Below are 26,313 nucleotides of genomic sequence, written 5' to 3' on the forward strand. Positions count from 1 at the left end.
GGATTTATCCCTGTTATAGCGCGGAAATTACTTCAGCGACGGCGCGATCGTGGCGCAGGCTTCGCAAAGACCCGCAACGGCTGCAACCGACTTGTCGAAGGCTTCCTTTTCGGCCTTGTTCAGGTCGATTTCGATGACGCGCTCGATGCCGCCGGCACCGATGACGGTGGGAACGCCGACATACATGTCCTTGACGCCATACTGGCCGTCGAGGTGAGCGGCGCAAGGCAGAACGCGCTTCTTGTCCTTGAGGTAGGATTCAGCCATTGCGATGGCCGAAGCGGCCGGAGCGTAGTAGGCCGAACCGGTCTTCAGCAGACCGACGATTTCGGCGCCGCCATCACGGGTGCGCTGGATGATTTCTTCGAGGCGCTCGGCGGTCAGCCAGCCCATGGTGACGAGATCCGTCAGCGGGATGCCGGCAACGGTGGAGTAACGAGCGAGCGGAACCATCGAGTCGCCGTGGCCACCGAGAACGAAAGCGGTGACGTCTTCGACTGATACGTTGAATTCCTTGGCAAGGAACAGGCGGAAGCGCGACGAGTCGAGCACGCCGGCCATGCCGACGACCTTGTTGGCCGGGAGGCCGGAGAACTTCTGCAGCGCCCAGACCATGGCGTCGAGCGGGTTGGTGATGCAGATCACGAAAGCGTTCGGGGCATACTTCTTGATGCCGGCGCCGACCTGCTCCATGACCTTGAGGTTGATGCCGAGAAGATCGTCGCGGCTCATGCCCGGCTTGCGGGGAACGCCGGCGGTGACGATGCAGACGTCAGCGCCTTCAATCGCGGAGTAGTCGCTGGCGCCGGTGAGGTTGGCGTCAAAGCCTTCGACCGGAGAAGACTGGGCGATGTCGAGACCCTTGCCCTGAGGGATGCCGTCCGCGATGTCGAACAGGACGATGTCGCCCAGTTCCTTCAGGCCGGCGAGATGCGCCAGCGTGCCACCAATCATGCCAGAACCAATAAGTGCGATCTTGTTGCGCGCCATTTCGGTGTATCCTTTGCGATCAAAATCCGTGGCGGGACGCCGAGCACGGCATCCACAATAGCCGTCAATCGCATAGACCCAAAGGGCCAAATTGGCAATTGATTATTTTGAGAGCAGCAATTTCAATCGGTTAGATCGTAAAATTCTTACGTAAACGTAACTCGATTTGTCACCGAATTGTTACTCGGCCGCACGCTTAGCTGAAGTTTGTGCCAAATATTCGGCACTGCGCATTTCGAAAAGCCGCGACGCGGTACGATCGAATTCGAAACCTTCAGTGCCTCGCCGCTCCTCAAGCAAATCCTCCGGCATGGCGGCTGCCGATACGTAGAGGCGGATATGATGATCGTAGAGCGTGTCGACGAGAATGATAAAGCGCTTGGCCTGATTGCGCTTTTCCGGGCCGAGTTTCGGCACGTGATCAAGGAAGATCGTGTCGAAGCGCTCGGCAATGGCGAGGAAATCCGCGGGTCCGAGCGGCGCGTCACAGAGATCGGCGAAGGAGAAGCGCGCCATTCTGTCGACCGCAAGCGGCACATGGATGGATCGTCCCTTCATCGGGATTTCCATCGGCTGCGCCCTGCGGCCATGCAGCGCCTGCATCCAGGATGCATCCATGGCCATATCCGCACGGTGATCGAGCGGCGTCAGATAGACCGGCTGACTGTTCAGCTTTTCCATGCGGTAATCGGTCGGCGAATCGAGCGTCACCACATCGACATAGCGCTTCAAAAGGTCGATGAAGGGGAGGAAAAGGCCGCGGTTCAGCCCATCGCGATAGAGATTGTCCGGCTCGACATTCGAGGTCGCGATCAGCACGCAGCCGAGCGAAAACAGCTCGGAAAACAGCCGTGACAGGATCATGGCGTCGGCAATGTCGGTCACGGTGAATTCGTCGAAACACAGCAGCTCGGCGTCGGCAAAAAGATCGGCGGCGACAGGCGGAATGGGATCGGTCTGCTTGGTTTCGCCGTTCTTGAATTTCAGCCGCTGCGCCGCGATGCGATTGTGCACATCGGTCATGAACTCATGAAAATGCGCGCGGCGCTTTTTCTTCGAGGGCGCCATGGAGAAGAACATGTCCATGAGCATGGTCTTGCCGCGCCCGACGCTGCCATGGATATAGAGACCCTTGATCGTCTCCGCCGACTTCTTGCGGGCGGCGAACATCCAGCCGAGCGCACTCGTTTTGGCGGCAGGCCGCTTCTGCTTGAGATCGGCAAGCACGCGGTCCAGCATCTTTGCCACATCCATCTGCGCCGCATCCACACTTAAGGATCCGGACGCCGTCAGCGCCTTGAGCTGTTCGCTGACGCTGATCGAGTAGTCTGGCATCGGCTGCATGGGGAACTATCCGCCTGTGCAAATGGGGCGCATCAAGAATGCAGCCCCTTTCAAATAAGCTTATCGGCTGAGGCTGATCGGCTGACCGGACGCGGTCGAACCGTCAAAGCGCGCATCGGCCGTCTTGTAGAGCGTGCCGATCGTGGAGCCGTCGCGGTTTTTCAGGAGAACCTGCTTGCCGGACACTTCCCAGGACCCCATCGACGTGAGTTCGCCTGCGCAACCGCGCGTACCGCCGCGCGAGCCGCTGCCGAGGTTCGTCAGCGTCAGGAACATATCGCAGCTCGAACCGCCATTGCTGACCTTCCAGCTTCCGACCATCGATTCCTTCGTGACGTCCATCGCGGAAGCGGCCATCGCCTGCTGCTGTCCTGGATTGCCGGCATTCGGCGCATTGGTGGGCGCTGCCGGATATTGAGAGCCATCGGCGCCATTAACAGGCGGAAGCTGGCTTGACTGGACGGATGGAACGGGCTGAGCCTGCAGCGGCGGGGCAGAGTAATTATCGTTGTATGCTGTTCGCTGGCAACCGGCAAGCGACAGGCCTATCACCGCAGCCGTCACTGCATATTTGAACTGCATCATCACACTCCTAATTAATTGTCCACCGCTGACATTCGCAAAGTCATGCTCAATGACGTGGGAATTATCGTATTTCACTTTGGTTAATCAAGTCGATACCGCTACAAATTGCCATAAGCCATAGCTGGACAAGAATCAGGTGGTTTCAAGGCCTGATCCGGCAAACCTCGTCCAGATAGAAACGGTCAGCAAGTTCCTGCATGTTTTTGTCGCGGACCTGATCCTTGCTGAAGCTGCCCGATAAATCGGAATAGCGCACAAGCGAGGCCGATAAAAACTCCGTGAGTGAGGATGGCGGCACGCCTTCCCCCATTTCACGCGTCTCTTTCTTGACACTGACGAGCTGCAGGATACTGGCGCGGACATCATCGGCGATGTCGATAGCCGCCAGGCATTCGAGCATGTTCATCGGCGGCAGTTTGGCGAAGTTCGTTTGCCGCATCCATTCCAAGGCGGTCGCCGGGCGAATGGCGTAAAGCAGCTTCTTGAGACGGAGAGGCGCGCCCGCATTCTCCGGCTGATGCTGCTTCATAAGGCCGATGTAGTGCTGAGCGACCTTCTCCGGCACCATGATAACTTCGAGCAACGCGCCGAGGCGGTCTCGAAAGCCCGCTTCCTCTTCGTAAACGATGGGCGATTTCAACCATTCGACAAGAACGGCGTTGCCCTTCAGCGCCAGAAGCAACGCCTTGCGCAGGTCCCATCCGCCGGTGTCGATATCATCAACAATCGGAAACTCGATGACGTCGCGATGCGAAAATAGAGTCAGATGATCCCGTTGCGACCGCACATAGACGAAACGGCAATCATAATCGCTATCCGGCGAAGGAAATCCCCATGCACGGCTTCCGCTCTCGATGGCAAAGCCGATCCGAACGCCCTCAGCCTTGACCGCAGCGAGCCGCAACCGGATTTCGGCCACGGCCTTAGGGGCAAAGCCTTCCATGCTCATGCGGATATCATCCTCGTCGAAAGCTGAACAAGAGCAGTCGGAGCCGGGGTTAAACCCGGCGCTCGACCATCATCTTCTTGATTTCGGCGATTGCCTTGGCCGGGTTCAGACCCTTCGGGCAGGTCTGGGCGCAGTTCATGATCGTATGGCAACGATAGAGGCGGAAGGGATCCTCGAGGTTGTCGAGGCGCTCGCCCTTGGCTTCGTCTCTGGAATCGATCAGCCAGCGATATGCCTGCAGCAGGACGGCCGGACCAAGGTAACGGTCGCCGTTCCACCAGTAGCTCGGACAGGACGTCGAGCAGCAGGCGCAGAGAATGCACTCGTAGAGACCGTCAAGCTTCAGGCGGTCCTCATGGCTCTGCTTCCATTCCTTGGCGGGCGGCGGCGATACCGTCTTAAGCCACGGCTCGATCGAGCGGTGCTGGGCATAGAAGTTGGTCAGATCCGGCACGAGATCCTTGACGACGGGCATGTGCGGCAGCGGATAGATCTTCACCGTGCCCTTGATCTCGTCGAGACCCTTGGTGCAGGCGAGCGTGTTGGTGCCGTCGATGTTCATTGCGCAGGAGCCGCAAATGCCTTCGCGACAGGAGCGGCGCAGCGTCAGCGTCGGATCGATCTTGTTCTTGATATAGAGCAGACCGTCGAGCACCATCGGGCCGCAATCGTCGATATCGATATAGTAGGTATCGATGCTCGGGTTCTGTCCGTCATCCGGGCTCCAACGATACACGCGGAATTCGCGCGTATTCTTGGCACCGACCGGCTTCGGCCAGACCTTGCCTTCGCGCATCTGAGAGTTCTTGGGGAGAGCGAGTTCAACCATGGTCAGTTCCTCTCAGATCAATACACGCGTGCCTTCGGCTCGATCTTGTGCGGATCGATGCCTTCGGCGATCAGGTCTGTGTGAACCGGACGATAATCCAGCGTCACCTTGCCTGCCTCGTTGACCCATGCAAGCGTATGCTTGCGCCAGTTTTCGTCGTCACGGCCGGCGAACTTGCCCTCGGTATAGTCCTCGCGGGCATGCGAGCCGCGGCTTTCCTTGCGGGCCTCGGCGCCATAGATCGTCGTGATGGCGTTGGACATCAGATTGTGCAGTTCGAGCGTTTCGACGAGATCGGAATTCCAGATCAGTGAACGGTCGGTGACCTTGATGTCGGACATTTCGCCCCAGATCTCCGAAAGACGGCGGCAACCGGATTCCAGCGATTCCTGGGTACGGAACACGGCCGCATCTTCCTGCATGGCGCGCTGCATCTTTTCGCGCAGCGCGGCCGTCGGCGTCGAGCCGCTGGCGTGGCGCAGACGATCAAAGCGATCCATGATCTTGTCACAGGCCGCAACGTTGACGGGCGGAACCGGGCCGACGCGGTCGATGACCTGACCGGCGCGGATGGCGGCGGCGCGGCCGAAGACCACAAGGTCGATCAGCGAGTTGGAGCCGAGGCGGTTGGCGCCGTGCACCGAAGCGCAGCCGGCTTCACCGACGGCCATCAGCCCCGGCAGCACGCGCTCGGGATTGTTGCTGTCGGCGTTCAGCACCTCGCCCCAGTAGTTCGTCGGAATGCCGCCCATGTTGTAGTGAACGGTCGGCAGAACCGGGATCGGATCACGGGTCACGTCGACACCGGCGAAGATGCGGGCGCTTTCGGAAATACCCGGCAGACGCTCATGCAGCACGGCCGGATCAAGATGGTCGAGGTGCAGGAAGATGTGGTCCTTGTTTTTGCCAACGCCGCGTCCCTCGCGGATCTCAAGCGTCATGCAGCGCGAAACGACGTCGCGCGAGGCAAGGTCCTTCGCCGAGGGAGCATAGCGCTCCATGAAGCGCTCGCCTTCGGAATTGACGAGATATCCGCCTTCGCCGCGAGCACCTTCGGTGATCAGGCAGCCGGAGCCGTAGATGCCGGTCGGGTGGAACTGAACGAATTCCATATCCTGCAGCGGCAGGCCGGCACGGGCCACCATACCACCGCCGTCGCCGGTGCAGGTATGGGCTGATGTGGCCGAGAAATAAGCGCGGCCGTAACCGCCGGTCGCCAACACCACCATCTTGGCGGCGAAGCGATGGATCGTACCGTCATCGAGGCACCAGGCAACGACGCCGGTGCAGCGGCTGCCGTCATCGGACATGATGAGGTCGAGCGCGAAATATTCGATGAAGAATTCGGCGTTGTTGCGCAGCGACTGGCCATAGAGCGTGTGCAGGATGGCATGGCCGGTACGGTCGGCGGCGGCACAGGTGCGCTGTACCGGCGGTCCCTCGCCGAAATTCTGCATGTGGCCGCCGAACGGACGCTGATAGATCTTGCCTTCCTCGTTACGCGAGAAGGGCACGCCGTAGTGCTCAAGCTCGTAAACGGCCTTCGGCGCTTCCATGACCATGTACTGCATGGCGTCGACGTCGCCGAGCCAGTCGGAGCCCTTGACGGTGTCGTAGAGGTGCCACTGCCAGCTGTCCGGCGTCATGTTCTGCAGCGAGGCGGCAATGCCGCCCTGCGCCGCAACCGTGTGTGAGCGCGTCGGGAAGACCTTGGTGATGCAGGCGGTGCGGAAACCCTGCTCGGCCATGCCGAGCGTAGCGCGCAACCCGGCGCCGCCGGCGCCGACGACGATCACGTCATAGGAGTGATCGATATACTTGTAGGCTTTCCCGTTCTGGGCAGCCCCATTCTGAGCGGATGAGTTCGGTGCCATGATGCAATTATCCTACGAACGCGATCTTCAGAATGGCGAAAAGACAGAGCCCCGCCAGAATGATCGCGAAAAACGTGTTGAGCATGAGAAGGACGATCTTGCCGAATTCGCCGTGCACATAGTCTTCGATGATGACCTGCATGCCGAGCTTCATGTGAATGACGCCGGAGATCACCATCAGGCCGAAGATGACGGCGACGATGGGGTTCGAGATCGCATGCACGACTTCCGCGTAGGGCGCGCCGGCATAGATCAGCAGGAAAATGACGAAGAAGAGGAAGAGAGGAACGTTGGCAACGGCGGTCAGGCGCTGACGCCAGAAATGATCGGTGCCTTCCTTGGCGGAACCGAGACCGCGGACTTTGCCCAGAGGAGTGCGCATATCCATGAGAAATATCCTTTAAAGCATGATCCCGAGAGGCATTGGAGCACCTTCAGGAGCGATCATGCCAATCAACCCAGCCGGATGACGATGCCGATGACCCAGACCAGGACGGTCAGACAGATCGAGGCGACGAGCGTCAGCTTTGCCATTCTGGTCGAGACGGCAGGATCGAAACCATGCCCGAGATCCCAGACGAAATGGCGGAAGCCGCCGATCATGTGGTGGAGCAACGCCCAAGTGTAGCCGAACAGAATGATCCGGCCGATGAGCGTGCCCATGATCCAGTTGACCAGGTCGAAATAGGCCTGGCCCGTCGCCGCGGCAATGAGCCACCAGGCAACCAGCACGGTACCGAAGTAGAGCGCGCCGCCGGTGATGCGGTGGACGATCGACATGACCATGGTGGGGATGGGTTTGTAAATTTGCAGATGCGGCGACAGGGGCCGGTTTTGTGTGACGTTCGCCATCAGAACCTCGCGGCGTTACGATACGCTTAGAACCCGGATATCCGGGGCAACGCGCGCACGGGGACGTGCAGTGTGCGTTGCATCATTGCGACCATTAATCGCCGAAATGCCTATCGACAAGCACAATTGCTGCATGCTTCGAATTTAATCGATTGTGATCGCTCTGCACTTTAGCGAGCATGCAAGGATGGGCTTCCCATTGCGGGCTATTTACCATTTCATCAACCATGACGTGGACTTCACGCCGGTCTTGGGGCAATCTGCCGTTAATATTTCTTTAACGGATTGAAGGCGAGACGAATCATGAGGCCGCATCTTTTCAAGGCAGCAGCGCTCATTTTGGCGGTAGGAGCCGCCGGTTCCGCCACCACGGCAATCGCAGGCGATTATCGCCACTGGCATCACCACAGTCATTCCGGCATCGTGCGCCTGCATCAGATTTCCGAGCCGCAGGGTTCGGGCCGTCAGCAGCCTGCCCGAATAGTTCTCATGGAGCGCCGCGAAGCGGCAAGCGCCGGCACCTATGCGGGTAGCGCTGATATCTATCAGGCCGATGGCGGCACCTATGTCGTCGGCTATGGTGGCTATAATCCCTATGCGCGACCTGCCCCGGTCCAACTGCGTCCCCGCGCCAAGGTCATCAATGTGCGCTACGCCCCCAACCCATGCTCATATGAGGCGGGCGTCTGTGTCATCCGGCACTGATGCTGCTTAATCGGCGAGAAATCGCCAGACCGTCGTCTTCTTGATCTCGCTGTCCTCAAGCGCCCGGGTGACGGGGACCTGATAGGTTGCCTGCGCCTCGAGACGATCCTTTGGAAGATAGGCCCTGCCCGGGTCGCCGACGAGAACAAGTTTTCCCTCGCTCGCGAGCTGCCGCAGCCAGGGAACAAGGCTCGCGGCAAAGTCCTGATCGTAAAAGACATCGCCGGCCAGAATAACGTCGGCCTCCACCGCTTGGCCGACGATATCGCCGCCTGCAGAAGCGATTTCCACCCCATTTTCAGTTGAATTCAACCGGATCGCCGTGCCGGCCCATGGATCGATATCGACGGCCAGCACATCGGACGCGCCCGCACGCTTGGCTGCAATCGCGACAAGCCCGGAGCCGCTGGCGAAATCCAGGACGCGTTTGCCCGCCACGACTTCCGGATGGTCGAGAACGTAGCGTGCCAGGCCTTGGCCGCCCGCCCAGGCAAAGGCCCAGAAGGGCGGCGGCAGACCGATCTCTTCCAGCTCCTCTTCCGTCTTCAGCCAGAGCTCATGCGCCTCGCTTGCAAGATGCAGCCGGATTTCCGGCACATGCGGAGGCGTCATAAGGCTGGTATTGGCGCGGATGAAGCGTTCGGGATCGGTTTTCAATGACGCCTCGAACCGAATCAGACGGGTGGATTGTCGAGTTCACCCATACGGCAGACTTCGAGCCATTCATCATCCGTCACCGGCTGCACGGAAAGCCGCATGGAGGTGACGAGCGCCATTTGCGAAAGCTTCGGGTTGGCCTTGATGTCCTTCAAGGAGACGAATTTCGGCATGTCGCGAACGGCACGAATGTCGACGCACTCCCAGCGAGCATCGTCCTTGGCGGTCGAATCGGGATGCGCGAGCGCGCAGACCTCGACGAGGCCGACGACTTCGAGCCCGTCATTGGAGTGATAGAAGAAGCCCTTGTCGCCGATCTGCATGGCTCGCATGTTGTTGCGGGCGAGGTAGTTGCGCACGCCGGTCCACTCGGTGCCTTTTTCGCCGGCATCCTTCTGCTGCTGCCAGGACCAGGCCGACGGTTCGGATTTGTAAAGCCAGTGCGCCACGCCTTATGCCTCCGGATTGTTGAAGACCCAGTTGAACGGCCTGATTTCGACGCTCTCGAAAAGGCCGGCCTTTGCATAGGGGTCGGAATCGGCAAGTGCCTTGGCCGCCTCGGCGGTCTCGACATTGACGACAACGAGGCTGCCATTCGGCTTGCCATCGGCATCGAGGAAGGGGCCGGCCATCTTGAGCGTCCCTTCGGCATTGAGCCTGTTGAGATGTTCCACATGCGCAGGGCGCGCTTCCGTGCGGACATTCAGGTGACCGGGCTTATCCTTGCAGACAAAGGCGAACAGCATTGCTTGGCGCTCCTTCAGATATCCAAAATTATTCAGTCGTAATCGGCCGTGTCATCAATTGCCCGATGGCCGTGGCAATGTCGAGCTTGCCGTCGATGATGGCGGATACCGCATCGGTGATCGGCATCTCCACATTCAGTTCATGAGCGAGCCGCGCGGCGATAGAGGCCGCATAAGCGCCCTCGACCAGCGCCCCGCGCGTCGGATCGGCGGCTTGGCCCTCACCGAGTGCGATACCGAAACGCAGATTGCGGGATTGGTGACTGGTGGCTGTCAGTACGAGGTCGCCGAGGCCGGAAAGGCCGCGCACGGTTTCGGCCTTGCCGCCATTTGCTGCGACGAAGCGCGACATCTCGGCGAGCCCACGGCTGATCAGCGCCGCACGGGCGGAATCGCCGATGCCACGGCCCTCGACGATGCCGCAGGCAATCGCCAGCACATTCTTCAAAGCACCGCCAAGCTGAACGCCAATGCGGTCATCGGAGGCGTAGAGACGGAAGGTCGGCCCGGAAATCGCCTGCGCAAGCCGTTCGGCCACCGCCATATCGGCTGCGGCAATCGCCATGGCCGTCGGCAGGCCCTTGGCGATGTCGGCGGCAAAGCCAGGCCCGGAGAGAACGGCAATGGCATGCTGCGGCAGCTCGCGGCCCAGCATGTTGGTGAGGAGATCGCCGGACACCTTGTCTATCCCCTTGGCGCAGGTGACGACGACGGCATCCTTGGCCAGATAGGGGCCATAATAGCGGGCAGCATCGGCCTGCGCCTGCGACGGCATGGCGAAAAGAACGATGCCGGCATTGGCAACGGCATCCGGCTCGGCGGAAAAGCCTAGCGAATCCGGCAACGCTATTCCGGGCAACACGGCGTCATGCATGCGATCGGCAGCCAGATCGGCCATCAGCGCGGCCTTGCGCCCGACGAGCGTCACGTCGACACGGCCGGTCAATGCAATCACCGCTGCGAGCGCGGTGCCGAAAGCGCCGGCGCCGATGACTGCAATCCGTTCGTTACCGCTCATGCCTTCGCTCCTCGCTTGCCATATCCGAGCAGGGTTTCCGCCTTCTGGTCCAGCGGCCAGCGCGAGCGCGGCTGCACGTCGAGATCGTCAGGCGCAGCCCCCGTCGCCATGCGCTCCAGTCCCGCCCAGGCGATCATGACGGCATTGTCCGTACACAATCTCAATGGCGGCGCGATGAAGCGAAAGCCGTTGGCATCGCAAAGCTCCTGCAGCGTGCGGCGCAGCTCGAGATTGGCGGCGACACCGCCCGCCACGACAAGCGATGGCTTTTCCTCGGTCTTCGGAAATTCCGCCTTGAAGCGCTGCAGCCCACGACCGATGCGGTCCTTCAAAGTGCGCGAGATCGCATTCTGGAAAGAGGCGCAGATATCGGCAATATCCTGCTCCGTCACCGGAGCGATCGCCGTCGCCGCCTGCCGCACCGCCGTCTTCAGACCGGAAAAGGAAAAATCGAGACGCGCTTCGCCAACCAGAGGCCGCGGCAGATCGAAACGATCCGGATTACCGTTCTTCGCGGCTGCCTCCACTGCGGGACCGCCGGGATAGGGCAGCCCTAAAAGCTTGGCCGTCTTGTCGAAGGCTTCACCGAGGGCGTCATCGATGGTCGTGCCCCAGCGTTCGTACTGACCGACGCCGCGCACCAGAATAAGCTGGGTATGGCCGCCGGAAACGAGCAGCATCAGGTAGGGAAAGGAAAGGCCGTCCGTCAGCCGCGCGGTAAGCGCATGGCCTTCCAGATGGTTGATGGCGTATAATGGCTTGCCGGTCGCGCGCGAAATCGCTTTGCCGGTCATCAGCCCGACGAGCAGGCCGCCGATAAGACCCGGACCGGACGTTGCGGCGATCGCATCGACGTCTGAGAGCGACACATTGGCGCGTTTCAATGCTTCGTCTATCAACGTATCGAGCGCCTCGACATGGGCTCGTGCAGCAATTTCCGGCACGACGCCGCCATAGGCGCTATGCTCGTCCAACTGACTGAGGACGACATCGGAACAAACGGTAGGCGTACCGTCATCCCGGCGTTCGACAATGGCGGCGGCGGTCTCGTCGCAGCTTGTTTCTATGCCGAGAATGCGAAGATTCGATGACATGGAGAGTGTTCGTTGCCTACAGGTCGATTGCGGTAAAGCGGAAATATGGTTACGGGAACTGTCGGTAACAACGGATCAAAGCGGATGCAAACAAAACCTTTCCGGATCGGCACGCGCGGCAGCCCGCTGGCGCTTGCCCAGGCACACGAGGCGCGCGACCGTCTGATGGCGGCCCACGGCCTTCCGGAGGAGATGTTCGAAATCGTCGTTCTCACCACCAAGGGTGATCGCATCACCGACCGCTCGCTGGCGGCGATCGGCGGCAAGGGCCTGTTCACCGAGGAATTGGAAGAGAAGCTGACCTCGGGCGAACTCGACTTCGCCGTGCACTCCGCCAAGGACATGGCGACGAAGCTGCCGAGCGGCCTGGCTTTGACCGCCTATCTGCCGCGCGAAGATATGCGCGATTCCGTCATCGGCCGCACCGCGCCGAAATTGATCGAACTGCCGCATGGCGCGACCGTCGGCTCGGCGTCGCTGCGTCGGCAGGCGCTGATCCGCCGCCTGCGCCCGGACATCAACGTCATTACCTTCCGCGGCTCGGTCCAGACCCGCCTGCGCAAGCTGGAAGAAGGACAGGCCGATGCGACCTTGCTGGCGCTCGCGGGCCTGAAGCGCCTCGGCATGGTCGAGACCCTCACCGATATTCTTGATCCCGATGAATTCCCGCCGGCTCCCGCACAGGGTGCCATCGCCATCGAAAGCCGCATCAGCGACGCGCGGATGAACGATCTGCTCGCCGCCGTCAACGACAGTCCGACTTTCGACGCAGTCTCCTGCGAACGCGCCTTCCTGGCCGCACTCGACGGCTCCTGTCGTACGCCGATAGCCGGCTACGCAATTTGCGAAGGCGATCATCTGCGCTTCTTTGGCATGATTCTGACGCCGGACGGCACGCAGGTTCACACGACCACCATCGAAGGCCATCGCCGCGATGCCGAGGCCCTCGGCGTCAATGCCGGCCAGGCGATCCGCGCCGAGGCTGGCAGCGACTTCTTCGAAGACTGGACCTGATAGGCGATGCGCGTCGTCGTCACCCGCCCACGGCATTCGGGTGAACGCACCGTCAGGCGGCTGACGCAGATGGGACACGACGCATTCCTGCTTTCGCTTGCCGAGCCGATCCATCACACTGGGGAGGCTGCCCGGGCCCTCTCGAACACCGAAGGCGCGATCGCCGTCACCAGCGCTGAAGCGATCCGCGCGCTGGCGACACTGGGGCCGGATCTCGCCCGACACTTCCATCGTCCAATGTTCGCCGTCGGCAAATCAACAGCCAAAGAGGCGGCGGGTCTCGGCTTTACCGATATTACCGCGTCCGAAGGCGGTGGCATCGAGCTGGCGACGCTGATTTCCGCGCGCATGGGCGGCCCTGCGCAATCTCCACTCCTTTATCTCGCGGGAGATCCGCGCGCTGCCGGCTTCGAGGCGAAGCTGACGGAACTGCAACTGCCGTTCCGCACGGTGGAATGCTACCGGATGCAGGATACGATCCCCGACGAGGCTATCCTTCGTCAGCTGTTCGAAGATGCGCCGGCAGATGCGGTGCTACTCTATTCCCATCAGACGGCGCGGCGTTTTTTCGTGCTGCCATTCATACAAAAGAACCCCGCGGCCCTGTCGGAAACACGCTTCCTCTGCCTGAGCGAAGCCGTGGCAGGAGCAATTCCGCCGGCCATGCGTTTACACGCCGATATCGCCGAAATGCCGAATGAAGACCAGCTTTTGGCGCTGCTCGTCACCGCCTAAGGCCTCAATTTTGATCTAAAGGCCTTTCCATAATCGCCTTGTCTGTCTAACTTCGTTGCAGCGCATGAAAAGAGGACCTCATGGTACCGGGAAAACCGCCTAACCATTCGAAGCCCAACGACGAGCCGGTCACGATTGATCTGGAAGCCGAAAAAACTGCGCAGGACGCAGCACCCGAAGATGTGACGGAACGCAGCCACGATGAATTCGGCTCGTCTTCCGCCAATGAAGTGGAAATGCCATTCGAAGCGGAGAAGGAGCCCCTGCGCGAAAACGCCGGGGAGCAAACCTTCGAACGCGATGCAGAAGAACCCGCATCCACTCGTGCCCAGCAATCCGATCCTGCTTCCACCTACGCCGCGCAGCCGCGACGTGAAGGCGCGACATCGGGCCTGATCGCCGCCGGTATCGTCGGCGGCTTGATTGCGCTCATTTGCGCCGGGGCAGTGCAATATGCAGGTCTGTTGCCAGGCCGAAGCGCGGCCAAGGATAACTCCGCAGAGATCGCAACCCTCAACGAGCAGATGACCGAGCTGAAGCAGACCGTCGCCAAGCTTAGTGCAGCGCCGGCAGCACAGCCGGACGACGCACTCGCCGCTCGCGTTTCGGCGCTTGAGACGGCTGCCAGCAGCTCGTCGTCAAGCGGTTCGGCTGGAGCGACAAGCGGCGATGCCGACCAGAAGATTGCAGCTCTGACCTCGGAACTCGGTCAGTTGAAGGCTGACCTTGGAAAAGCGACCGAAAGCCAGGCGACGTCCGACGCGCAAGTCAGCAAGCGGCTGGACGATGCCGAAAAGAAGCTCAGCGAACCGAGCCAGGAAAGCGCCGTAGCGCGCGCCATCGCCGCCGCAGCCTTGAAGGCCGCGATCGATCGCGGCGGCCCCTTCCGTCCTGAGCTCGATACGTTCGCCAATGTCGCGCCGGACGATCCGGCCGTGACCGATCTCAAGAACTTTGCCCAGACCGGCGTTCCCTCGCGTGCCGACCTGATCCGTCAGGTCACCGATGTGACGACCGGCATCGTTACTGCGACGCAGAACGACAACCCCAACCAGAGCTGGAGCGACCGGTTGATGTCGGGCGCAAAATCGCTGGTTCAGGTGCGTCCGGTCGGCAATGTTCCCGGCGACGGCGTTGATGCGATCGCCGCGCGCTTCGAGGATAAGGTGAAGAATGGCGATCTGCCGGGCGCGGTCACGGAGTGGAACAGCCTGCCCGAAGCTGCCAAGTCCGCCTCGGCCGCCTTCAAGCAATCCCTGGAAGCCCGCATCCGGGTCGAGGATCTGGTAAGCGATGCGCTGTCGAAGGCCATCGCCAATACCGGGAAACAGAACTAAAGACGGAGCGCAGCAATGATCAGACTGCTCATCTTCGCCATTATCGTGCTGGCTCTCGGCTATGGCTTCTCGTGGCTTGCGGATCGGCCGGGCGATCTTTCGCTGGTCTGGGAAGGACAGCTCTACCAGACCCGGCTCATCGTGGCCGCAGGCATCCTCATCGCCCTGATCGCCATCGTCATGATCGTCTGGTGGTTCATCCGGTTGATCTGGACCTCGCCCTACTCCGTCACTCGCTATTTCCGCGCCCGCAAGCGGGACCGCGGCTATCAGGCGCTCTCAACAGGCCTCATCGCCGCCGGCGCCGGCAATTCGCTGCTGGCCCGCAAAATGGCAGCTCGCACGCGCGGCCTCATCCGCGCCGACCAGGAACCACTTATCAACCTTCTCGAAGCGCAGGCCGCCCTGATCGAAGGCAAGCATGACGAAGCGCGCCAGAAGTTCGAGTTGATGGCCAACGATCCCGAAACACGCGAGCTTGGCTTGCGCGGCCTCTACCTCGAAGCAAAACGGCTTGGCGCGCATGAAGCGGCCCGGCAATATGCGGAAAAGGCTGCGGACCATGCGCCTTATCTGCCCTGGGCGGCACAGGCGACACTGGAATACCGCAGCCAGTCCGGCCGTTGGGACGATGCCATCAAGCTGCTCGACCAGCAAAAGGTCGCGCATGTCGTCGACAAGGAAACGGCGCATCGCCAGCGCGCAGTGCTGCTGACGGCACGCGCCAACGACAAACTGGAAAGCGATCCCGCCGGCGCTCGCGACGATGCGCTCGCAGCCTTGAAGCTTGTCGCCGATTTCGTGCCTGCGGCACTCATTGCCGCCAAGGCGCTGTTTCGTGAAGATAAGGTGCGCAAGGCCGCGTCCATGCTTGAGCAGGTCTGGAAGGCGCATCCGCATCCGGACATCGGCAAGGCTTATGTGCGTGCCCGCAGCGGCGATTCCGTTCTGGATCGGCTGAAGCGCGCCGAAAGGCTGGAAGCCATCCGCCCGAACAATGTCGAGGCGCTGCTTTTGACCGCAAAGGCGGCATCGGACGCCGGAGATTTCAGCAAGGCCCGCGCCAAGGCTGAAGCGGCCGCCAGGATCGATGCCCGCGAAGGCGCTTTCCTGCTGCTGGCCGATATCGAGGAAGCCGAAACCGGCGATCAAGGCCGCGTCCGCCACTGGATGGCGCAGGCCCTGCGCGCGCCGCGCGATCCCGCCTGGGTTGCCGATGGTTTCGTTTCGGAGAAATGGCTGCCGCTCTCTCCGGTGACAGGTCGCCTCGACGCCTTCGAATGGAAAGCGCCGTTCGGCCAGATCGAAGGCCCTGTGGAAGAAGGATCGACTGTGTCGGTCGATGCTGCCCTGAAGTCGCTGCCACCGGTTCGCGAGGCTGCTCCCGCAACCGCAGCGCCGCCGCCAAATTCACCGAAAGTTGCGTCGCCCGCTGCCAATTCCTATGTCATGGAGTTGGAACCGACGCCGCCAAAGCCAGCGCCGAGCGCATCAGCGCCCACGGCGCAGCCGCCCAAAAAAGAGCCGGAACCCCGGCCCTTCTTCGGTGGCGCACCGGATGATCCAGGCGTGAAAGATCGGAAGCTTGAACCGGAACCCAAGACGCGTCTCAAGCTTTTCTGAGGCAGTTCCAGCAGATGCGCCTGGTGGTTTTGCATTCGGAATTGCACGACAACGAAAAGATCGAGCATGGTGCCCCAAGAACCTGCTCCAGCTGATTTAAGAATGGAAACGGATGTTTGAACGCTTTCAGGAATTCCTCCACAACCTGACCCAGGACCACCCCAAATCCGGCTTTGCACCCGACGATCCGCGCGTAGCGGTCGCGGCGCTTTGCATCCAGGTGATGGAAGCCGACGGCAAGATCGAGAACAGCGAGAAGAAGCGGCTGCGCAAGCTGCTGAAAGAACAATATGGCCTCGATGGTCGCCAGCTCGACGCGCTGATCGCCGCCGGCGAGGAAGCCGAAAGCGAGGCTGTGGATTATTATCGCTTCACCTCCGACCTGAAGCGCCATCTCGACAGCACGCAGCGACTGGAGCTTCTCGGCATCCTCTGGGATATCGTCTATGCCGATGGCGAGCGCAGCGAGATGGAAGACCATGCAATCTGGCGCATCGCCGATTTGATGGGAATTTCCGATCGCGAACGCATCATGAAGCGCCAGGAAGCGGCCGCACGCGCGCCCGGCTCGATGGTGGAGACAGGCAATGATGATTGAAGCGCCGAAGAGCGCCGGCCGTCCCGTCCTGATCGTGCTGCACCAAGAGCGTTCCAGCCCCGGCCGTGTCGGCCAGATGCTGCTCGAAAAGGGCTACGATCTCGATATACGCCGCCCGGTTCTCGGCGATCCCCTGCCGCAGACGCTTGAGCGCCATGCCGGTGCCGTGGTCTTCGGCGGTCCGATGAGCGCCAACGATCCGGAGGAGTTCATCAAATCGGAAACCGACTGGCTGAAAGTTCCCCTTAGGGAGAACAAGCCCTATCTCGGGATCTGCCTTGGGGCACAGCTGCTCGCCCGCCATCTCGGCGCCAAGGTCATGGCGCGCGAGGACGGCAAGACGGAGATCGGCTGGTATGCCCTGCAGCCGACCGAAAAGGGCCGCTTGCTGATGCGCTGGCCGCAGATGGTCTATCATTTCCATCGTGAAGGCTTCGAGCTGCCGCACGGCGCCGATCTGCTCGCAACCGCCGAGACCTATCCCAACCAGGCCTACCGTTACGGCGCCAATGCATGGGGCGTGCAGTTCCATGCCGAACTCACCCGCGCCATGATGCAGCGCTGGGTCGTGCATGGCGAACACCGTTTCTGCATGCCCAACGCCCAGCAGGGCCGCGAACACCTGGAAGGCCGGATGATCTTCGATGCCGCTCTCAAGGCCTGGCTATCGGAATTCCTCGATCTGGTTTTCGCCGGCAAGCAGGCGATGGCTGCTTGACGCTTTCAATTTCTTACCCTGAACCGAGACCACAACCGTATCGCGCTGCGACCTTCATTCGCATCGCGCTCAAGCGGTCTGCGGCTCACCTTCGCGGTCCGGTGCGTCCAGGCTGTCGATCTGGCGGAGCTGCGGAAAGCCCGTGGCCCATATGGCAGCGACCGCGAGCGTGCCGATGCCGCCGACAACGACAGCAGGAATAGCACCGAAATAATGCGCCATGGTGCCGGCACGGAACTCGCCGAGCTCGTTGGAGGCCCCAACGAACACCATGTTGACGGCGTTGACGCGGCCACGGACATGATCCGGCGTCCATAGCGTAATCAGCGTTTCACGCACATAGACCGAAATCAAGTCGGACGCGCCCATGATCGCAAGCGCTGCAATCGACAGCCAGGCCGTGTGCGAAATGCCGAAGATCAGCGTTCCCAGGCCGAACAGGGCGACGCCGATGAACATGCAGATGCCGGCACGCTGGCGGATCGGATAGGTGGCCAGAAACAGGCCCATGGCGATGGCGCCGAAGCTCGGCGCCGCTCGCAGCAGCCCCAGGCCCCACGGGCCGAGATCGAGAATATCATGGGCAAAGACCGGCATCAGCGCGACGGCGCCACCGAGAAGCACGGCGAAGAGATCGAGCGACACGGCGCCGAGCACCACTTTTTCCGACCAGATGAAGCGGAAGCCGGCAAGCATTTCGTTGAGGCTGCGCCGCTCATGCGCGACGCGCTGCTGCGGCTTCGGGATCAGGAAGGTCAGCACCGAGCCGGCACCAAAGAAAAGCACCGCAACCGTATAGGCGACGTCGGCTCCGAGGCCATAAAGCAGGCCGCCGGCCACCGGCCCGAGAATGGCAGCGGCATCCCAGGACATCGAATTCCATGTGATGGCGTTCGTCAGATCTTCGGGCGGGATAAGATTGGGCGCCAGCGATTGCGTCGCCGGTGTCATGAAGGCGCGCTCGATGCCGAACACCGTGAGGATGACGAAGACGGGCAGCGGCGCGAAGGTGCCTGAAACAGTGAGGAACAGCAGCGCCGCCGTGCAGAGCGTGCCGACGAAAATGCAGATCGCGGCGACCATGCGCCTGTTATAGCGATCGGCAACCGTCCCGGTCACAAGGATCAGCAACAGCGATGGCAGGAATTGCACCAGCCCGATCAGGCCGAGATAGATCGGCTTGCCGGTGTGCGCATACATCTGCCAGCCGACGGAAACGCTGACGACCTGCGTCGCGAACGCGGTCAGAAAGCGCGCGAAGAAGAAATAGGTATACGCAATGTGCCTGAAGGCGGCAAACCGGTCTCCGCTGGCAGCGAACGACATGAGACAAGACTTTCCGGGCTGACGGCCAGCGCAAAGGCGCTTGCTCGCCATTTAAACATGATTCAACACGCTTGGGAGCATGGGACTTGCCCGTTTAGTCGCCAATGTCTACATGTCTGTCAACCGCGAAATGGAGACGGACATGCTCGCCTTATTTCAAACCATTGATCTGGCTTTGAATCTTTATACTTGGGTGCTGATCGCCAGCGCCATTTTTTCCTGGCTTTATGCTTTCAACGTCATCAACTCGAGCAATCAGTTCGTCAATTCCGTCGGCAGCTTCCTGTATGCGGTCACGGAACCGGCGCTGCGTCCGATCCGCCGTATCCTGCCGGATCTGGGCGGCATCGATATCTCGCCCGTCATCCTGCTGCTGCTGATCTTCTTCATTCGCTCGCTGATGTGGAATTCGATCGTTCCGCTGTTCCTGCGCTAGGCACGTCCCACGGGCGGCTCAAGCCATTGTGACATACCGCTCGCCCGCACTCTTTGTTGCGGGCGACATCGCGAACGGGCACCCGCCAAATCTTCGACCGGCACGCTTGAAGGCGATCCTTCATAAAAAATCCTCCGGATCGCAAGCGAGCCGGAGGATTTGTCTGTCGGAAAAGATCGCTGCCGCGAAGCCTTGATCAGGCCTTTTCTCTCTTGGCGCGCTCGATTGCTTCGATGATCAGTTCGCCCGCTTCCTTCGCGCCGCCCCAACCGAAGATCTTGACCCACTTGCCGGGCTCGAGATCCTTGTAGTGCTCGAAGAAATGCTCGATCTGCTTCAGCGTGATATCGGGAAGGTCGGTATATTCCTTCACCTTCTCGTAGCGCAGCGTCAGCTTCGGCGAGGGAACGGCGATGATCTTCTCGTCCTTGCCGGAATTGTCTTCCATCTTCAGCACGCCGATCGGGCGCACATTGATGACGCAGCCGGGAACCAGCGGGCGAGTGCTGGCGATCAGCACGTCGATCGGGTCACCGTCTTCGGAGAGCGTGTGAGGAACGAAGCCGTAATTGCCCGGATAGGTCATCGGCGTATAGAGGAAACGGTCGACGACAAGCGTGCCGGCTTCCTTGTCCATTTCGTACTTGATCGGGTGGCCGCCGACCGGCACCTCAACGATGACGTTGATGTCTTCGGGCGGGTTCTTGCCAATGGAAATCGCGTCGATACGCATGCGTGTCCCCTCGTAAGGATGGTTGCCGCCAGCCAAATAATAGGAATCATGACGCAACGCAACAATGCATCGAGATAGCGCCGGATTTAGTTTGGCATCACTGCCAGACAAAACCGATCTTTTTCAACTGCCGATGGTCGAACGTTTCGATGCCTTCGCAGAAATCGGCGCCGCCCTGTCCGCGATAGAAGCGGTAGGCATTTTCGTTGTCCTCGAGGCACCAGACGACAAGGCCCTTGCAGCCGAGAGACTTCAACAGCCGGCGCGCTTCGCCGAACAGCATGCGTCCAAGCCCCAGCCCCTGATATTGAGGACGCAGATAAAGCTCGTAAATCTCGCCTTCCTGCGGCAGGGCGCGAGCACGGTTGAGCCCAAGCGTGGCATAGCCTGCAATTTCACCTGCAACGTCGAGAACCAGCAGCGTCGCCGGGCCACTCGTCGCCTTGCGCCACCAGTTTTCGCCACGACGCTCGATCATCTGGCCGAGAGCGCGATGCGGAATGATGCCGGCATAGGTGTACTGCCAGGACTGGCGGTGCACCTCCGAAATGGCTCGGGCATCATCAGGTTCTGCCCGCCGAACATCAATCGACAACGTCTTCATAACGTCTACTCTGGTCTTGCCAACACGAATTAACCATCCTCATTCATAAAGATGGCGGACTTGCCCACAGCCTTTATCCGTGGATCATCAAGAAAAATTAACGGATTTTTAACCTTTGGGACAGGGGCTCAAAAACCGAACATCAAAATAAAAACCCCGGCACGAAGGCCGGGGTCGAATGGTTCGATTTCGAGGCGTGATCAGGCCAGACGGGCCTTCTCGAAACGCTTGCGCTCGTTGGCATCGAGATACATCTTGCGCAGGCGGATCGACTTCGGCGTCACTTCCACGAGCTCGTCGTCCTGGATCCAGGAGAGCGCGCGGTCGAGCGTCATGCGGATCGGCGGCGTCAGCTTCACGGCTTCATCCTTGCCTGCAGCGCGGATGTTGGTGAGCTTCTTGCCCTTCAAAACGTTGACTTCGAGATCGTTGTCGCGCGAGTGGATGCCGATGATCATGCCGGCATAAACCTTCTCGCCGGCGTCGATGATCATCGGGCCGCGGTCTTCCAGGTTGAACAGGGCGTAGGCCACGGCTTCGCCGGCTTCGTTGGCAAGCAGAACGCCGTTAACGCGGCCACCGATTTCGCCCTTGTAAGGCTGGTAGTCATGGAACAGACGGTTCATGACGGCCGTGCCGCGCGTATCGGTCAGAAGTTCCGACTGGTAGCCGATGAGGCCACGGGTCGGCGCCCAGAAGACCAGACGGACGCGGTTGCCACCCGAAGGACGCAGCTCGACCATTTCGGCCTTACGCTCGGACATCTTCTGCACGACGATGCCGGAATGCTCTTCATCGACGTCGATGACGACTTCTTCGATCGGCTCGAGCAGCTGGCCGCTCTCGTCCTTGTGCATGACGACGCGCGGACGCGACACGGCAAGCTCGAAGCCTTCGCGACGCATGGTTTCGATCAGAACTGCGAGCTGCAATTCACCACGGCCGGATACGTAGAACGAATCCTTGCCTTCGGCTTCTTCGATCTTCAGCGCAACGTTGCCTTCGGCTTCCTTGAAGAGGCGGTCGCGGATGACGCGCGAGGTTACCTTGTCGCCTTCGGTGCCTGCATAGGGGCTGTCGTTGACGATGAAGGACATGGTAACGGTCGGCGGATCGATCGGCTGGGCGATCAGCGGCTCCGAGACCTGCGGGTCGCAGAAGGTATCCGCAACGGTGCCCTTGGACAGACCGGCGATGGCGACGATGTCGCCTGCCTGCGCTTCTTCGATCGGCTGACGCTCGATGCCGCGGAAGGCGAGGATCTTCGAGATACGGCCGGTTTCGATGAGGTTGCCGTCAGCACCAAGAACCTTGACGGCCTGGTTCGGCTTGATCGAACCGGAATGAATGCGGCCGGTGATGATGCGGCCGAGGAAGGGGTTTGCTTCCAGGATCGTCCCGATCATGCGGAACGGGCCTTCGCCGACGGTCGGCTCCGGAACGTGCTTGACGACGAGATCGAGAAGCGGGCCGAGACCTTCGTCCTTCGGACCTTCCGGCGAATAGTTCATCCAGCCGTTACGGCCGGAACCGTAGAGGATCGGGAAGTCGAGCTGCTCGTCGGTGGCGTCGAGATTGGCGAAGAGGTCGAAAACTTCGTTGATGACTTCTTCGTGGCGCGCGTCCGGACGGTCGATCTTGTTGATCGCTACGATCGGGCGAAGACCGACCTTCAGCGCCTTGCCGACAACGAACTTGGTCTGCGGCATCGGGCCTTCGGCGGCATCGACGAGAACGATCGCACCGTCCACCATCGACAGGATGCGCTCGACTTCACCGCCGAAGTCGGCGTGGCCGGGGGTGTCGACGATGTTGATGCGGGTATCCTTCCAGACGACAGAGGTCGCCTTGGCAAGAATGGTGATCCCGCGCTCCTTTTCCAGGTCGTTGGAGTCCATGACGCGTTCTGCAACGCGCTGGTTCTCACGGAACGAACCGGACTGCTTCAAAAGCTCGTCGACGAGGGTGGTTTTCCCATGGTCAACGTGCGCGATGATCGCGATGTTGCGAAGTGCCATATGTCTTTATCTCTGAGGCTGGGGCGCAGTGTCTGGTCAACACGCCAATTGCATTTGGCGCGCTCATAGCCTTTTTTTCGCGAATGCGAAAGGGGGGAGGCAAGAAAGGGGCTGCATGGCTGCTATCCCAACTCTCTTATATGTTAATTTCACGCTGTTCGACAGAAATTGCCGACCTATAGAGGCCCATATGTCTAAAACCCTTTATGAGGGCAATCTCTTTGCCGACTATTTCCAAATATATCTACGTGACGCAGCCCATCCCGAGCTACCTGACGATGGTATCGATGAGGTAATCGCGCGCCGTATAGCCGTCAGTCCTCATGCGATCATTATTCATACGGCTCGCAATATGACTGTACCAGTGCGCGTCGAGTGGTGCGATGAACGCCCGGCACTCGTCCTCGACGCCTTCCAGCACGTGGTTGAAACTCATTTCGACTGCCCTTCCGGCGAACTCGTTTTAGCCGGCTTGACGGACTACGATCCCACCGCTCCGCGTCTTCCGGTGAAAGCGGGGACTCTCGGCGTCCGGGTCAGTATGTCCGGCCTCGATACCATTAGCGAAGACGGGCTTGAGGGAGATGACCAGTATACTTTGAAGCTTTGGTCCGGAACGGAGCCGACAACCGTGCGTATATTGAAATCATGGCCCGACAAATAGCTTGCTGCAAGAAATCCAAGGCTTTGCGTCATAAGATCTAGTTAAAAAATGTGCCGCAGATCACCGAATGTCCGTAGTTTGTTTCGAGTGGATGACACGTATTGAGCAAATTTCCATGGGCTGTGCGAGCAAAGGACGTCGAGGAAGCGCGAAAGGCAATCAATGCCTCCCCACGGACGCATGAGCTGGTTGAACGCTTTCAGAGTGCCGTCGAGGCAGCTTATCCGCCAGGCTTTTGGGAGCACTATGACCGGCTCAAAGGCGGCGACGCGCGTGGTGTGGAAATGGCCATCGAATTTCTCGAAGCCGACCCATGGTTCTTTCGATCAGGCTATATCAAGGCAAATCTTGCAAGATTTCTGAAGCGCGTCCCCTTATCGAAGCGTCAGGTTCGTCGCCTGGAAAGCGTCTTGCTTAAGATCGTCGATGAAAGAAACACCGAGGAGTTTCGTAATTATTGCCGTCTGGCACGCGTTATTGTCACGCCGACCTTGCAGGACGCACTTACAGAGCGCCTAACAGATGAAAATTTTGGTCGTGTGCTTAGAGCGAGATGGATGCTCTCCTGTATAGGAGAGAAGTTTATGTTGCAAAAATCTCCGCGTGTAAGTCAGCAAAAGCCAGAGAGTTAAAGGGTCAAGTCGGCCGCAGCGGCAACTCCCGATGCGGCTACAAGCCGACCCCAAGACACGGCTGGCGAAATTTTCGCTGCCTTCCTCAAACTTATTGGATTAAACCGCAAGCCCCTTCTTCTTCAGCATGGCTTCTGGGCTCGGCAGCTTGCCGCGGAAGGCCTTGTAGGTCTCTCCCGGGTCGATCGAGCCGCCGACGGAATAGATGTTGCCTTTGAGTTTTGCCGCCATGTCGGCGTTGAAGGCATCGCCCGTTTCCTCGAAAGCGGCGAAGGCATCGGCGTCGAGCACTTCCGACCACATGTAGGAATAGTAGCCGGCCGAATAGCCGTCACCGGCAAACACATGCTGGAAATGCGGCGTCGCATGGCGCATGACGATGGATTTCGGCATGCCGATCTCGGACAGCACGTCACCCTGCACCGCCATCGGATCTTCGACCGCGCCGCGCGTATGGAACGCCATGTCCACCAGAGCCGAGGACGTAAACTCGACCGTGTTGAAGCCGGCATTGAAGGTGCGCGCTGCCAGAACCTTGTCGAGCAGAGCCTGCGGGATCGGAGCGCCGGTTTCATAGTGAACGGCATATTCCCTAAGGATGGCAGGCACGGTCAGCCAGTGCTCGTAAAGCTGCGACGGCAGCTCGACGAAATCGCGGGAAACGCCGGTGCCCGAGACCGAGGGATAGGTGACGTTCGACAGCATGCCGTGCAGCGCGTGGCCGAATTCGTGGAAGAGCGTGCGGGCATCGTCGAGAGACAGCAGCGCCGGCTTGCCTTCGGCCGGCTTGGCGAAGTTGCAGACGTTGTAGATGATCGGCAGCTCGCCGACATCACCGTTCTTGAGCGGCAGTTTATGCTGGGACTGGAACGAGCTCATCCAGGCGCCGGAACGCTTCGAGCTGCGCGCGAAATAGTCTCCGAGGAACAGCGCGACGAGCTTGTCGGAACGGTCGCGGATCTCGAAGACGCGAACATCGGGGTGATAGGCGGGAACGCCTTTCTGCTCGACGGCCTTGATGCCGAAGAGGCGCCCGGCGACATCGAAGCAAGCGGCAATGATCTTTTCGAGCTGTAGATAAGGCTTCAGTTCGGTCTCCGAGAAATCGAACTTCCGTGTCCGGATCTTTTCGGCGTAGTGCCGCCAATCCCAAGGCATGACCTCGTGATTGCGGCCCTCTTCGGCGATCAGCGCGGCAATATCCTGCTCTTCCTCTGCAGCGCGTGCGGCGGCTTTCTTCCACACGGTCATGAGCAGGTCGTTGACGGCTTCAGGCGTCTTTGCCATGGTGTTGTCGAGCTTGAGCTCGGCGAAGTTGCCGTAGCCGAGCAGTTTCGCCTTCTCGGCACGCAGCGCCAGCGTCTCGCGAATGATCTCGCGATTATCGCTCTTGCCGCCATTGGCACCGCGCGCGACCCAGGCGTTGAAAGCCTGCTCGCGCAGATCGCGACGCGCCGAGGACGTCAAAAATGGCTCGATGATCGAGCGCGATAGGGTGACGGCGTATTTGCCCTCTTCGCCGCGTTCGCGTGCCGCAGCAGCCATCGCATCGCGCAGGAAGTCCGGAAGGCCGGCAAGATCGGCCTCGTCCGACAGAAGGAGTGCCCAGCTCTTTTCATCGGCCAGCACGTTTTGGCCGAACTGCGCGCCGAGACCGGCCAGTTTTTCATTGATCGCGGACAAACGCTCCTGCTCCGCTTTCGGCAGCTTGGCACCCGCTTTGACGAAGCCCTTCCAGTGCCGCTCGAGCACGCGGGTTTCCTCAAGCGTCAGCCCAAGCCCGTCACGGCCCTCCCAGAGCGCATCAAGCCGAGAAAACAGCGCCGCATTCGTGCCGATCTTCGAATAGTGCCGCGACATCTTCGGGGCGATCTCACGTTCCAGCCCCTGGATCGTCTCGTTGGTGTGGGCGCCGGCCTTGTTCCAGAACAGCGCCGAAACGCGCGAAAGCTCGTCGCCGGCGATTTCGAGCGCAGTCACCGTATTGGTGAAGGTCGGCTTCTCGCTGTTGCCGGCAATCGCATCGATCTCCGCCTCGTGCGCGGCAAGCGCTGCATCGAAAGCCGAGGCGAAATCACCATCCTTCACCGCGTCGAAGCGCGGTAGCCCCTGATGTCCGGTCCATTCGACGAGTGCTGGATTGACGGAGGTTTGGGAAGACATGCGGGGCATCCTTTCGACAGTCAGCTGATCGAAGCACGATATAAGTCTGGCTCCCGCAGATTGGTATGG

28 protein-coding genes are annotated in these 26,313 nt (G+C 60.3%); 10 read left to right on the forward strand and 18 right to left on the reverse strand.

All coding sequences use genetic code 11. From position 1 onward, the window contains the following. Positions 1-27: 27 nt before the first annotated feature. The 8 genes from mdh to sdhC form a co-directional block, all read right to left on the reverse strand. Entirely contained in the window at positions 28-990 is a 963-nt protein-coding gene (gene mdh, locus HGP17_RS20190) for a malate dehydrogenase (RefSeq protein WP_149635909.1), read from the reverse strand. 180 nt (positions 991-1,170) lie between these two features. Beyond that, positions 1,171-2,334, reverse strand: a complete 1,164-nt coding sequence (zapE, locus tag HGP17_RS20195; protein WP_168812239.1) for a cell division protein ZapE — start codon at positions 2,332-2,334, stop codon at positions 1,171-1,173. A gap of 60 nt (positions 2,335-2,394) precedes the next feature. Then, on the reverse strand, positions 2,395-2,916 hold the full coding sequence (locus HGP17_RS20200; RefSeq protein ID WP_168812240.1) for a protease inhibitor Inh/omp19 family protein: 522 nt from the start codon (positions 2,914-2,916) through the stop codon (positions 2,395-2,397). Positions 2,917-3,061: 145 nt separating this feature from the next. Next, positions 3,062-3,868 carry a nucleotidyltransferase domain-containing protein gene (locus tag HGP17_RS20205; RefSeq protein WP_168812241.1) on the reverse strand — a complete coding sequence of 269 codons (807 nt, stop codon included), beginning with the start codon at positions 3,866-3,868 and terminating at the stop codon, positions 3,062-3,064. A 49-nt stretch (positions 3,869-3,917) separates the two neighbouring features. Next, a complete protein-coding gene (locus HGP17_RS20210) occupies positions 3,918-4,697 on the reverse strand; it encodes a succinate dehydrogenase iron-sulfur subunit (RefSeq protein ID WP_047630647.1) in 780 nt (259 codons plus the stop codon). Between the two features lie 17 nt (positions 4,698-4,714). After that, the gene (gene sdhA / locus HGP17_RS20215; protein WP_168812242.1) at positions 4,715-6,571 is read right to left on the reverse strand and encodes a succinate dehydrogenase flavoprotein subunit; all 1,857 of its coding nucleotides are present in this window, start codon (positions 6,569-6,571) and stop codon (positions 4,715-4,717) included. Positions 6,572-6,578: 7 nt separating this feature from the next. Next, on the reverse strand, positions 6,579-6,959 hold the full coding sequence (gene sdhD, locus HGP17_RS20220) for a succinate dehydrogenase, hydrophobic membrane anchor protein (RefSeq protein ID WP_168812243.1): 381 nt from the start codon (positions 6,957-6,959) through the stop codon (positions 6,579-6,581). A 65-nt stretch (positions 6,960-7,024) separates the two neighbouring features. Continuing rightward, on the reverse strand, positions 7,025-7,423 hold the full coding sequence (gene sdhC, locus HGP17_RS20225; RefSeq protein ID WP_168812244.1) for a succinate dehydrogenase, cytochrome b556 subunit: 399 nt from the start codon (positions 7,421-7,423) through the stop codon (positions 7,025-7,027). 303 nt (positions 7,424-7,726) lie between these two features. Between sdhC and HGP17_RS20230 the strand changes: the two genes are divergently transcribed. Next, positions 7,727-8,128, forward strand: coding sequence for a hypothetical protein (locus tag HGP17_RS20230; protein ID WP_168812245.1), 402 nt, complete (start codon positions 7,727-7,729; stop codon positions 8,126-8,128). A gap of 6 nt (positions 8,129-8,134) precedes the next feature. Here the strand turns inward: HGP17_RS20230 and HGP17_RS20235 are convergent, their stop codons facing one another. Genes HGP17_RS20235 through tsaD form a run of 5 tightly spaced genes read right to left on the reverse strand, consistent with a single transcriptional unit; the run spans position 8,135 to position 11,643 of the window. Further along, positions 8,135-8,785 carry a methyltransferase gene (locus tag HGP17_RS20235; RefSeq protein ID WP_168812246.1) on the reverse strand — a complete coding sequence of 217 codons (651 nt, stop codon included), beginning with the start codon at positions 8,783-8,785 and terminating at the stop codon, positions 8,135-8,137. Between the two features lie 17 nt (positions 8,786-8,802). Continuing rightward, positions 8,803-9,234, reverse strand: coding sequence for an EVE domain-containing protein (locus tag HGP17_RS20240; RefSeq protein WP_168812247.1), 432 nt, complete (start codon positions 9,232-9,234; stop codon positions 8,803-8,805). A 3-nt stretch (positions 9,235-9,237) separates the two neighbouring features. After that, positions 9,238-9,531, reverse strand: coding sequence for a YciI-like protein (locus HGP17_RS20245; RefSeq protein ID WP_168812248.1), 294 nt, complete (start codon positions 9,529-9,531; stop codon positions 9,238-9,240). 28 nt (positions 9,532-9,559) lie between these two features. Further along, entirely contained in the window at positions 9,560-10,549 is a 990-nt protein-coding gene (locus HGP17_RS20250; RefSeq protein ID WP_168812249.1) for an NAD(P)H-dependent glycerol-3-phosphate dehydrogenase, read from the reverse strand. Beyond that, positions 10,546-11,643: a tRNA (adenosine(37)-N6)-threonylcarbamoyltransferase complex transferase subunit TsaD gene (gene tsaD / locus HGP17_RS20255; protein ID WP_168812250.1), complete on the reverse strand. Its 1,098-nt coding sequence runs from the start codon at positions 11,641-11,643 to the stop codon at positions 10,546-10,548. The genes HGP17_RS20250 and tsaD overlap by 4 nt, the downstream gene beginning before the upstream one ends. Positions 11,644-11,727: 84 nt before the next feature. Here tsaD and hemC point away from each other — a divergent pair, with 84 nt between their 5' ends. From hemC to HGP17_RS20285, 6 genes are all read left to right on the forward strand, one after another. Further along, positions 11,728-12,657 (forward strand): hydroxymethylbilane synthase, encoded by a 930-nt coding sequence (gene hemC / locus HGP17_RS20260; RefSeq protein ID WP_168812251.1) that lies wholly within the window; start codon positions 11,728-11,730, stop codon positions 12,655-12,657. Between the two features lie 6 nt (positions 12,658-12,663). Next, on the forward strand, positions 12,664-13,392 hold the full coding sequence (locus HGP17_RS20265) for a uroporphyrinogen-III synthase (RefSeq protein WP_168812252.1): 729 nt from the start codon (positions 12,664-12,666) through the stop codon (positions 13,390-13,392). Positions 13,393-13,472: 80 nt separating this feature from the next. Then, positions 13,473-14,729: a hypothetical protein gene (locus HGP17_RS20270; RefSeq protein ID WP_168812253.1), complete on the forward strand. Its 1,257-nt coding sequence runs from the start codon at positions 13,473-13,475 to the stop codon at positions 14,727-14,729. A 15-nt stretch (positions 14,730-14,744) separates the two neighbouring features. Continuing rightward, a complete protein-coding gene (locus HGP17_RS20275; protein ID WP_168812254.1) occupies positions 14,745-16,352 on the forward strand; it encodes a heme biosynthesis protein HemY in 1,608 nt (535 codons plus the stop codon). Positions 16,353-16,464: 112 nt separating this feature from the next. Next, positions 16,465-16,950 (forward strand): TerB family tellurite resistance protein, encoded by a 486-nt coding sequence (locus HGP17_RS20280; protein WP_168812255.1) that lies wholly within the window; start codon positions 16,465-16,467, stop codon positions 16,948-16,950. Next, complete coding sequence (locus HGP17_RS20285; RefSeq protein ID WP_168812503.1) at positions 16,943-17,668, forward strand: glutamine amidotransferase; 726 nt, start codon at positions 16,943-16,945, stop codon at positions 17,666-17,668. The genes HGP17_RS20280 and HGP17_RS20285 overlap by 8 nt, the downstream gene beginning before the upstream one ends. A gap of 69 nt (positions 17,669-17,737) precedes the next feature. Here HGP17_RS20285 and HGP17_RS20290 read toward each other — a convergent pair whose 3' ends face one another. Continuing rightward, complete coding sequence (locus tag HGP17_RS20290) at positions 17,738-18,994, reverse strand: MFS transporter (protein WP_168812256.1); 1,257 nt, start codon at positions 18,992-18,994, stop codon at positions 17,738-17,740. A gap of 112 nt (positions 18,995-19,106) precedes the next feature. Between HGP17_RS20290 and HGP17_RS20295 the strand changes: the two genes are divergently transcribed. After that, positions 19,107-19,430, forward strand: a complete 324-nt coding sequence (locus HGP17_RS20295; RefSeq protein ID WP_168812257.1) for a YggT family protein — start codon at positions 19,107-19,109, stop codon at positions 19,428-19,430. A gap of 196 nt (positions 19,431-19,626) precedes the next feature. Here HGP17_RS20295 and ppa read toward each other — a convergent pair whose 3' ends face one another. From ppa to typA, 3 genes are all read right to left on the reverse strand, one after another. After that, complete coding sequence (gene ppa / locus HGP17_RS20300) at positions 19,627-20,163, reverse strand: inorganic diphosphatase (RefSeq protein WP_168812258.1); 537 nt, start codon at positions 20,161-20,163, stop codon at positions 19,627-19,629. Between the two features lie 97 nt (positions 20,164-20,260). Then, positions 20,261-20,767, reverse strand: coding sequence for an N-acetyltransferase (locus tag HGP17_RS20305; protein ID WP_168812259.1), 507 nt, complete (start codon positions 20,765-20,767; stop codon positions 20,261-20,263). A 200-nt stretch (positions 20,768-20,967) separates the two neighbouring features. Then, a complete protein-coding gene (typA, locus tag HGP17_RS20310) occupies positions 20,968-22,785 on the reverse strand; it encodes a translational GTPase TypA (RefSeq protein ID WP_168812260.1) in 1,818 nt (605 codons plus the stop codon). 115 nt (positions 22,786-22,900) lie between these two features. Between typA and HGP17_RS20315 the strand changes: the two genes are divergently transcribed. Both HGP17_RS20315 and HGP17_RS20320 read left to right on the forward strand, forming a co-directional pair. Further along, positions 22,901-23,449: a hypothetical protein gene (locus HGP17_RS20315; protein WP_168812261.1), complete on the forward strand. Its 549-nt coding sequence runs from the start codon at positions 22,901-22,903 to the stop codon at positions 23,447-23,449. Between the two features lie 101 nt (positions 23,450-23,550). Then, the gene (locus tag HGP17_RS20320) at positions 23,551-24,081 is read left to right on the forward strand and encodes a hypothetical protein (protein ID WP_168812262.1); all 531 of its coding nucleotides are present in this window, start codon (positions 23,551-23,553) and stop codon (positions 24,079-24,081) included. A gap of 99 nt (positions 24,082-24,180) precedes the next feature. Here the strand turns inward: HGP17_RS20320 and HGP17_RS20325 are convergent, their stop codons facing one another. Beyond that, positions 24,181-26,244: a M3 family metallopeptidase gene (locus HGP17_RS20325; RefSeq protein WP_168812263.1), complete on the reverse strand. Its 2,064-nt coding sequence runs from the start codon at positions 26,242-26,244 to the stop codon at positions 24,181-24,183. Positions 26,245-26,313: the final 69 nt, after the last annotated feature.

The organism is Rhizobium sp. P38BS-XIX, assembly GCF_012641435.1.
Taxonomy (GTDB): domain Bacteria; phylum Pseudomonadota; class Alphaproteobacteria; order Rhizobiales; family Rhizobiaceae; genus Rhizobium.

What these genes read in the sequence shown, in the direction of transcription:
- HGP17_RS20210 (WP_047630647.1), bottom strand. Translation starts at nt 4,697, where the DNA reads ATGGTTGAACTCGCTCTCCCCAAGAACTCTCAGATGCGCGAAGGCAAG.
- HGP17_RS20265 (WP_168812252.1), top strand. Translation starts at nt 12,664, where the DNA reads ATGCGCGTCGTCGTCACCCGCCCACGGCATTCGGGTGAACGCACCGTC.
- mdh (WP_149635909.1), bottom strand. Translation starts at nt 990, where the DNA reads ATGGCGCGCAACAAGATCGCACTTATTGGTTCTGGCATGATTGGTGGC.
- HGP17_RS20250 (WP_168812249.1), bottom strand. Translation starts at nt 10,549, where the DNA reads ATGAGCGGTAACGAACGGATTGCAGTCATCGGCGCCGGCGCTTTCGGC.
- HGP17_RS20245 (WP_168812248.1), bottom strand. Translation starts at nt 9,531, where the DNA reads ATGCTGTTCGCCTTTGTCTGCAAGGATAAGCCCGGTCACCTGAATGTC.
- HGP17_RS20285 (WP_168812503.1), top strand. Translation starts at nt 16,943, where the DNA reads ATGATTGAAGCGCCGAAGAGCGCCGGCCGTCCCGTCCTGATCGTGCTG.
- hemC (WP_168812251.1), top strand. Translation starts at nt 11,728, where the DNA reads ATGCAAACAAAACCTTTCCGGATCGGCACGCGCGGCAGCCCGCTGGCG.
- tsaD (WP_168812250.1), bottom strand. Translation starts at nt 11,643, where the DNA reads ATGTCATCGAATCTTCGCATTCTCGGCATAGAAACAAGCTGCGACGAG.
- HGP17_RS20280 (WP_168812255.1), top strand. Translation starts at nt 16,465, where the DNA reads ATGTTTGAACGCTTTCAGGAATTCCTCCACAACCTGACCCAGGACCAC.
- typA (WP_168812260.1), bottom strand. Translation starts at nt 22,785, where the DNA reads ATGGCACTTCGCAACATCGCGATCATCGCGCACGTTGACCATGGGAAA.
- HGP17_RS20200 (WP_168812240.1), bottom strand. Translation starts at nt 2,916, where the DNA reads ATGCAGTTCAAATATGCAGTGACGGCTGCGGTGATAGGCCTGTCGCTT.
- HGP17_RS20305 (WP_168812259.1), bottom strand. Translation starts at nt 20,767, where the DNA reads ATGAAGACGTTGTCGATTGATGTTCGGCGGGCAGAACCTGATGATGCC.
- sdhD (WP_168812243.1), bottom strand. Translation starts at nt 6,959, where the DNA reads ATGGATATGCGCACTCCTCTGGGCAAAGTCCGCGGTCTCGGTTCCGCC.
- HGP17_RS20290 (WP_168812256.1), bottom strand. Translation starts at nt 18,994, where the DNA reads ATGTCGTTCGCTGCCAGCGGAGACCGGTTTGCCGCCTTCAGGCACATT.
- sdhC (WP_168812244.1), bottom strand. Translation starts at nt 7,423, where the DNA reads ATGGCGAACGTCACACAAAACCGGCCCCTGTCGCCGCATCTGCAAATT.
- HGP17_RS20315 (WP_168812261.1), top strand. Translation starts at nt 22,901, where the DNA reads ATGGCTGCTATCCCAACTCTCTTATATGTTAATTTCACGCTGTTCGAC.
- ppa (WP_168812258.1), bottom strand. Translation starts at nt 20,163, where the DNA reads ATGCGTATCGACGCGATTTCCATTGGCAAGAACCCGCCCGAAGACATC.
- HGP17_RS20325 (WP_168812263.1), bottom strand. Translation starts at nt 26,244, where the DNA reads ATGTCTTCCCAAACCTCCGTCAATCCAGCACTCGTCGAATGGACCGGA.
- HGP17_RS20270 (WP_168812253.1), top strand. Translation starts at nt 13,473, where the DNA reads ATGGTACCGGGAAAACCGCCTAACCATTCGAAGCCCAACGACGAGCCG.
- HGP17_RS20205 (WP_168812241.1), bottom strand. Translation starts at nt 3,868, where the DNA reads ATGAGCATGGAAGGCTTTGCCCCTAAGGCCGTGGCCGAAATCCGGTTG.
- HGP17_RS20230 (WP_168812245.1), top strand. Translation starts at nt 7,727, where the DNA reads ATGAGGCCGCATCTTTTCAAGGCAGCAGCGCTCATTTTGGCGGTAGGA.
- sdhA (WP_168812242.1), bottom strand. Translation starts at nt 6,571, where the DNA reads ATGGCACCGAACTCATCCGCTCAGAATGGGGCTGCCCAGAACGGGAAA.
- HGP17_RS20275 (WP_168812254.1), top strand. Translation starts at nt 14,745, where the DNA reads ATGATCAGACTGCTCATCTTCGCCATTATCGTGCTGGCTCTCGGCTAT.
- HGP17_RS20295 (WP_168812257.1), top strand. Translation starts at nt 19,107, where the DNA reads ATGTCTGTCAACCGCGAAATGGAGACGGACATGCTCGCCTTATTTCAA.
- zapE (WP_168812239.1), bottom strand. Translation starts at nt 2,334, where the DNA reads ATGCAGCCGATGCCAGACTACTCGATCAGCGTCAGCGAACAGCTCAAG.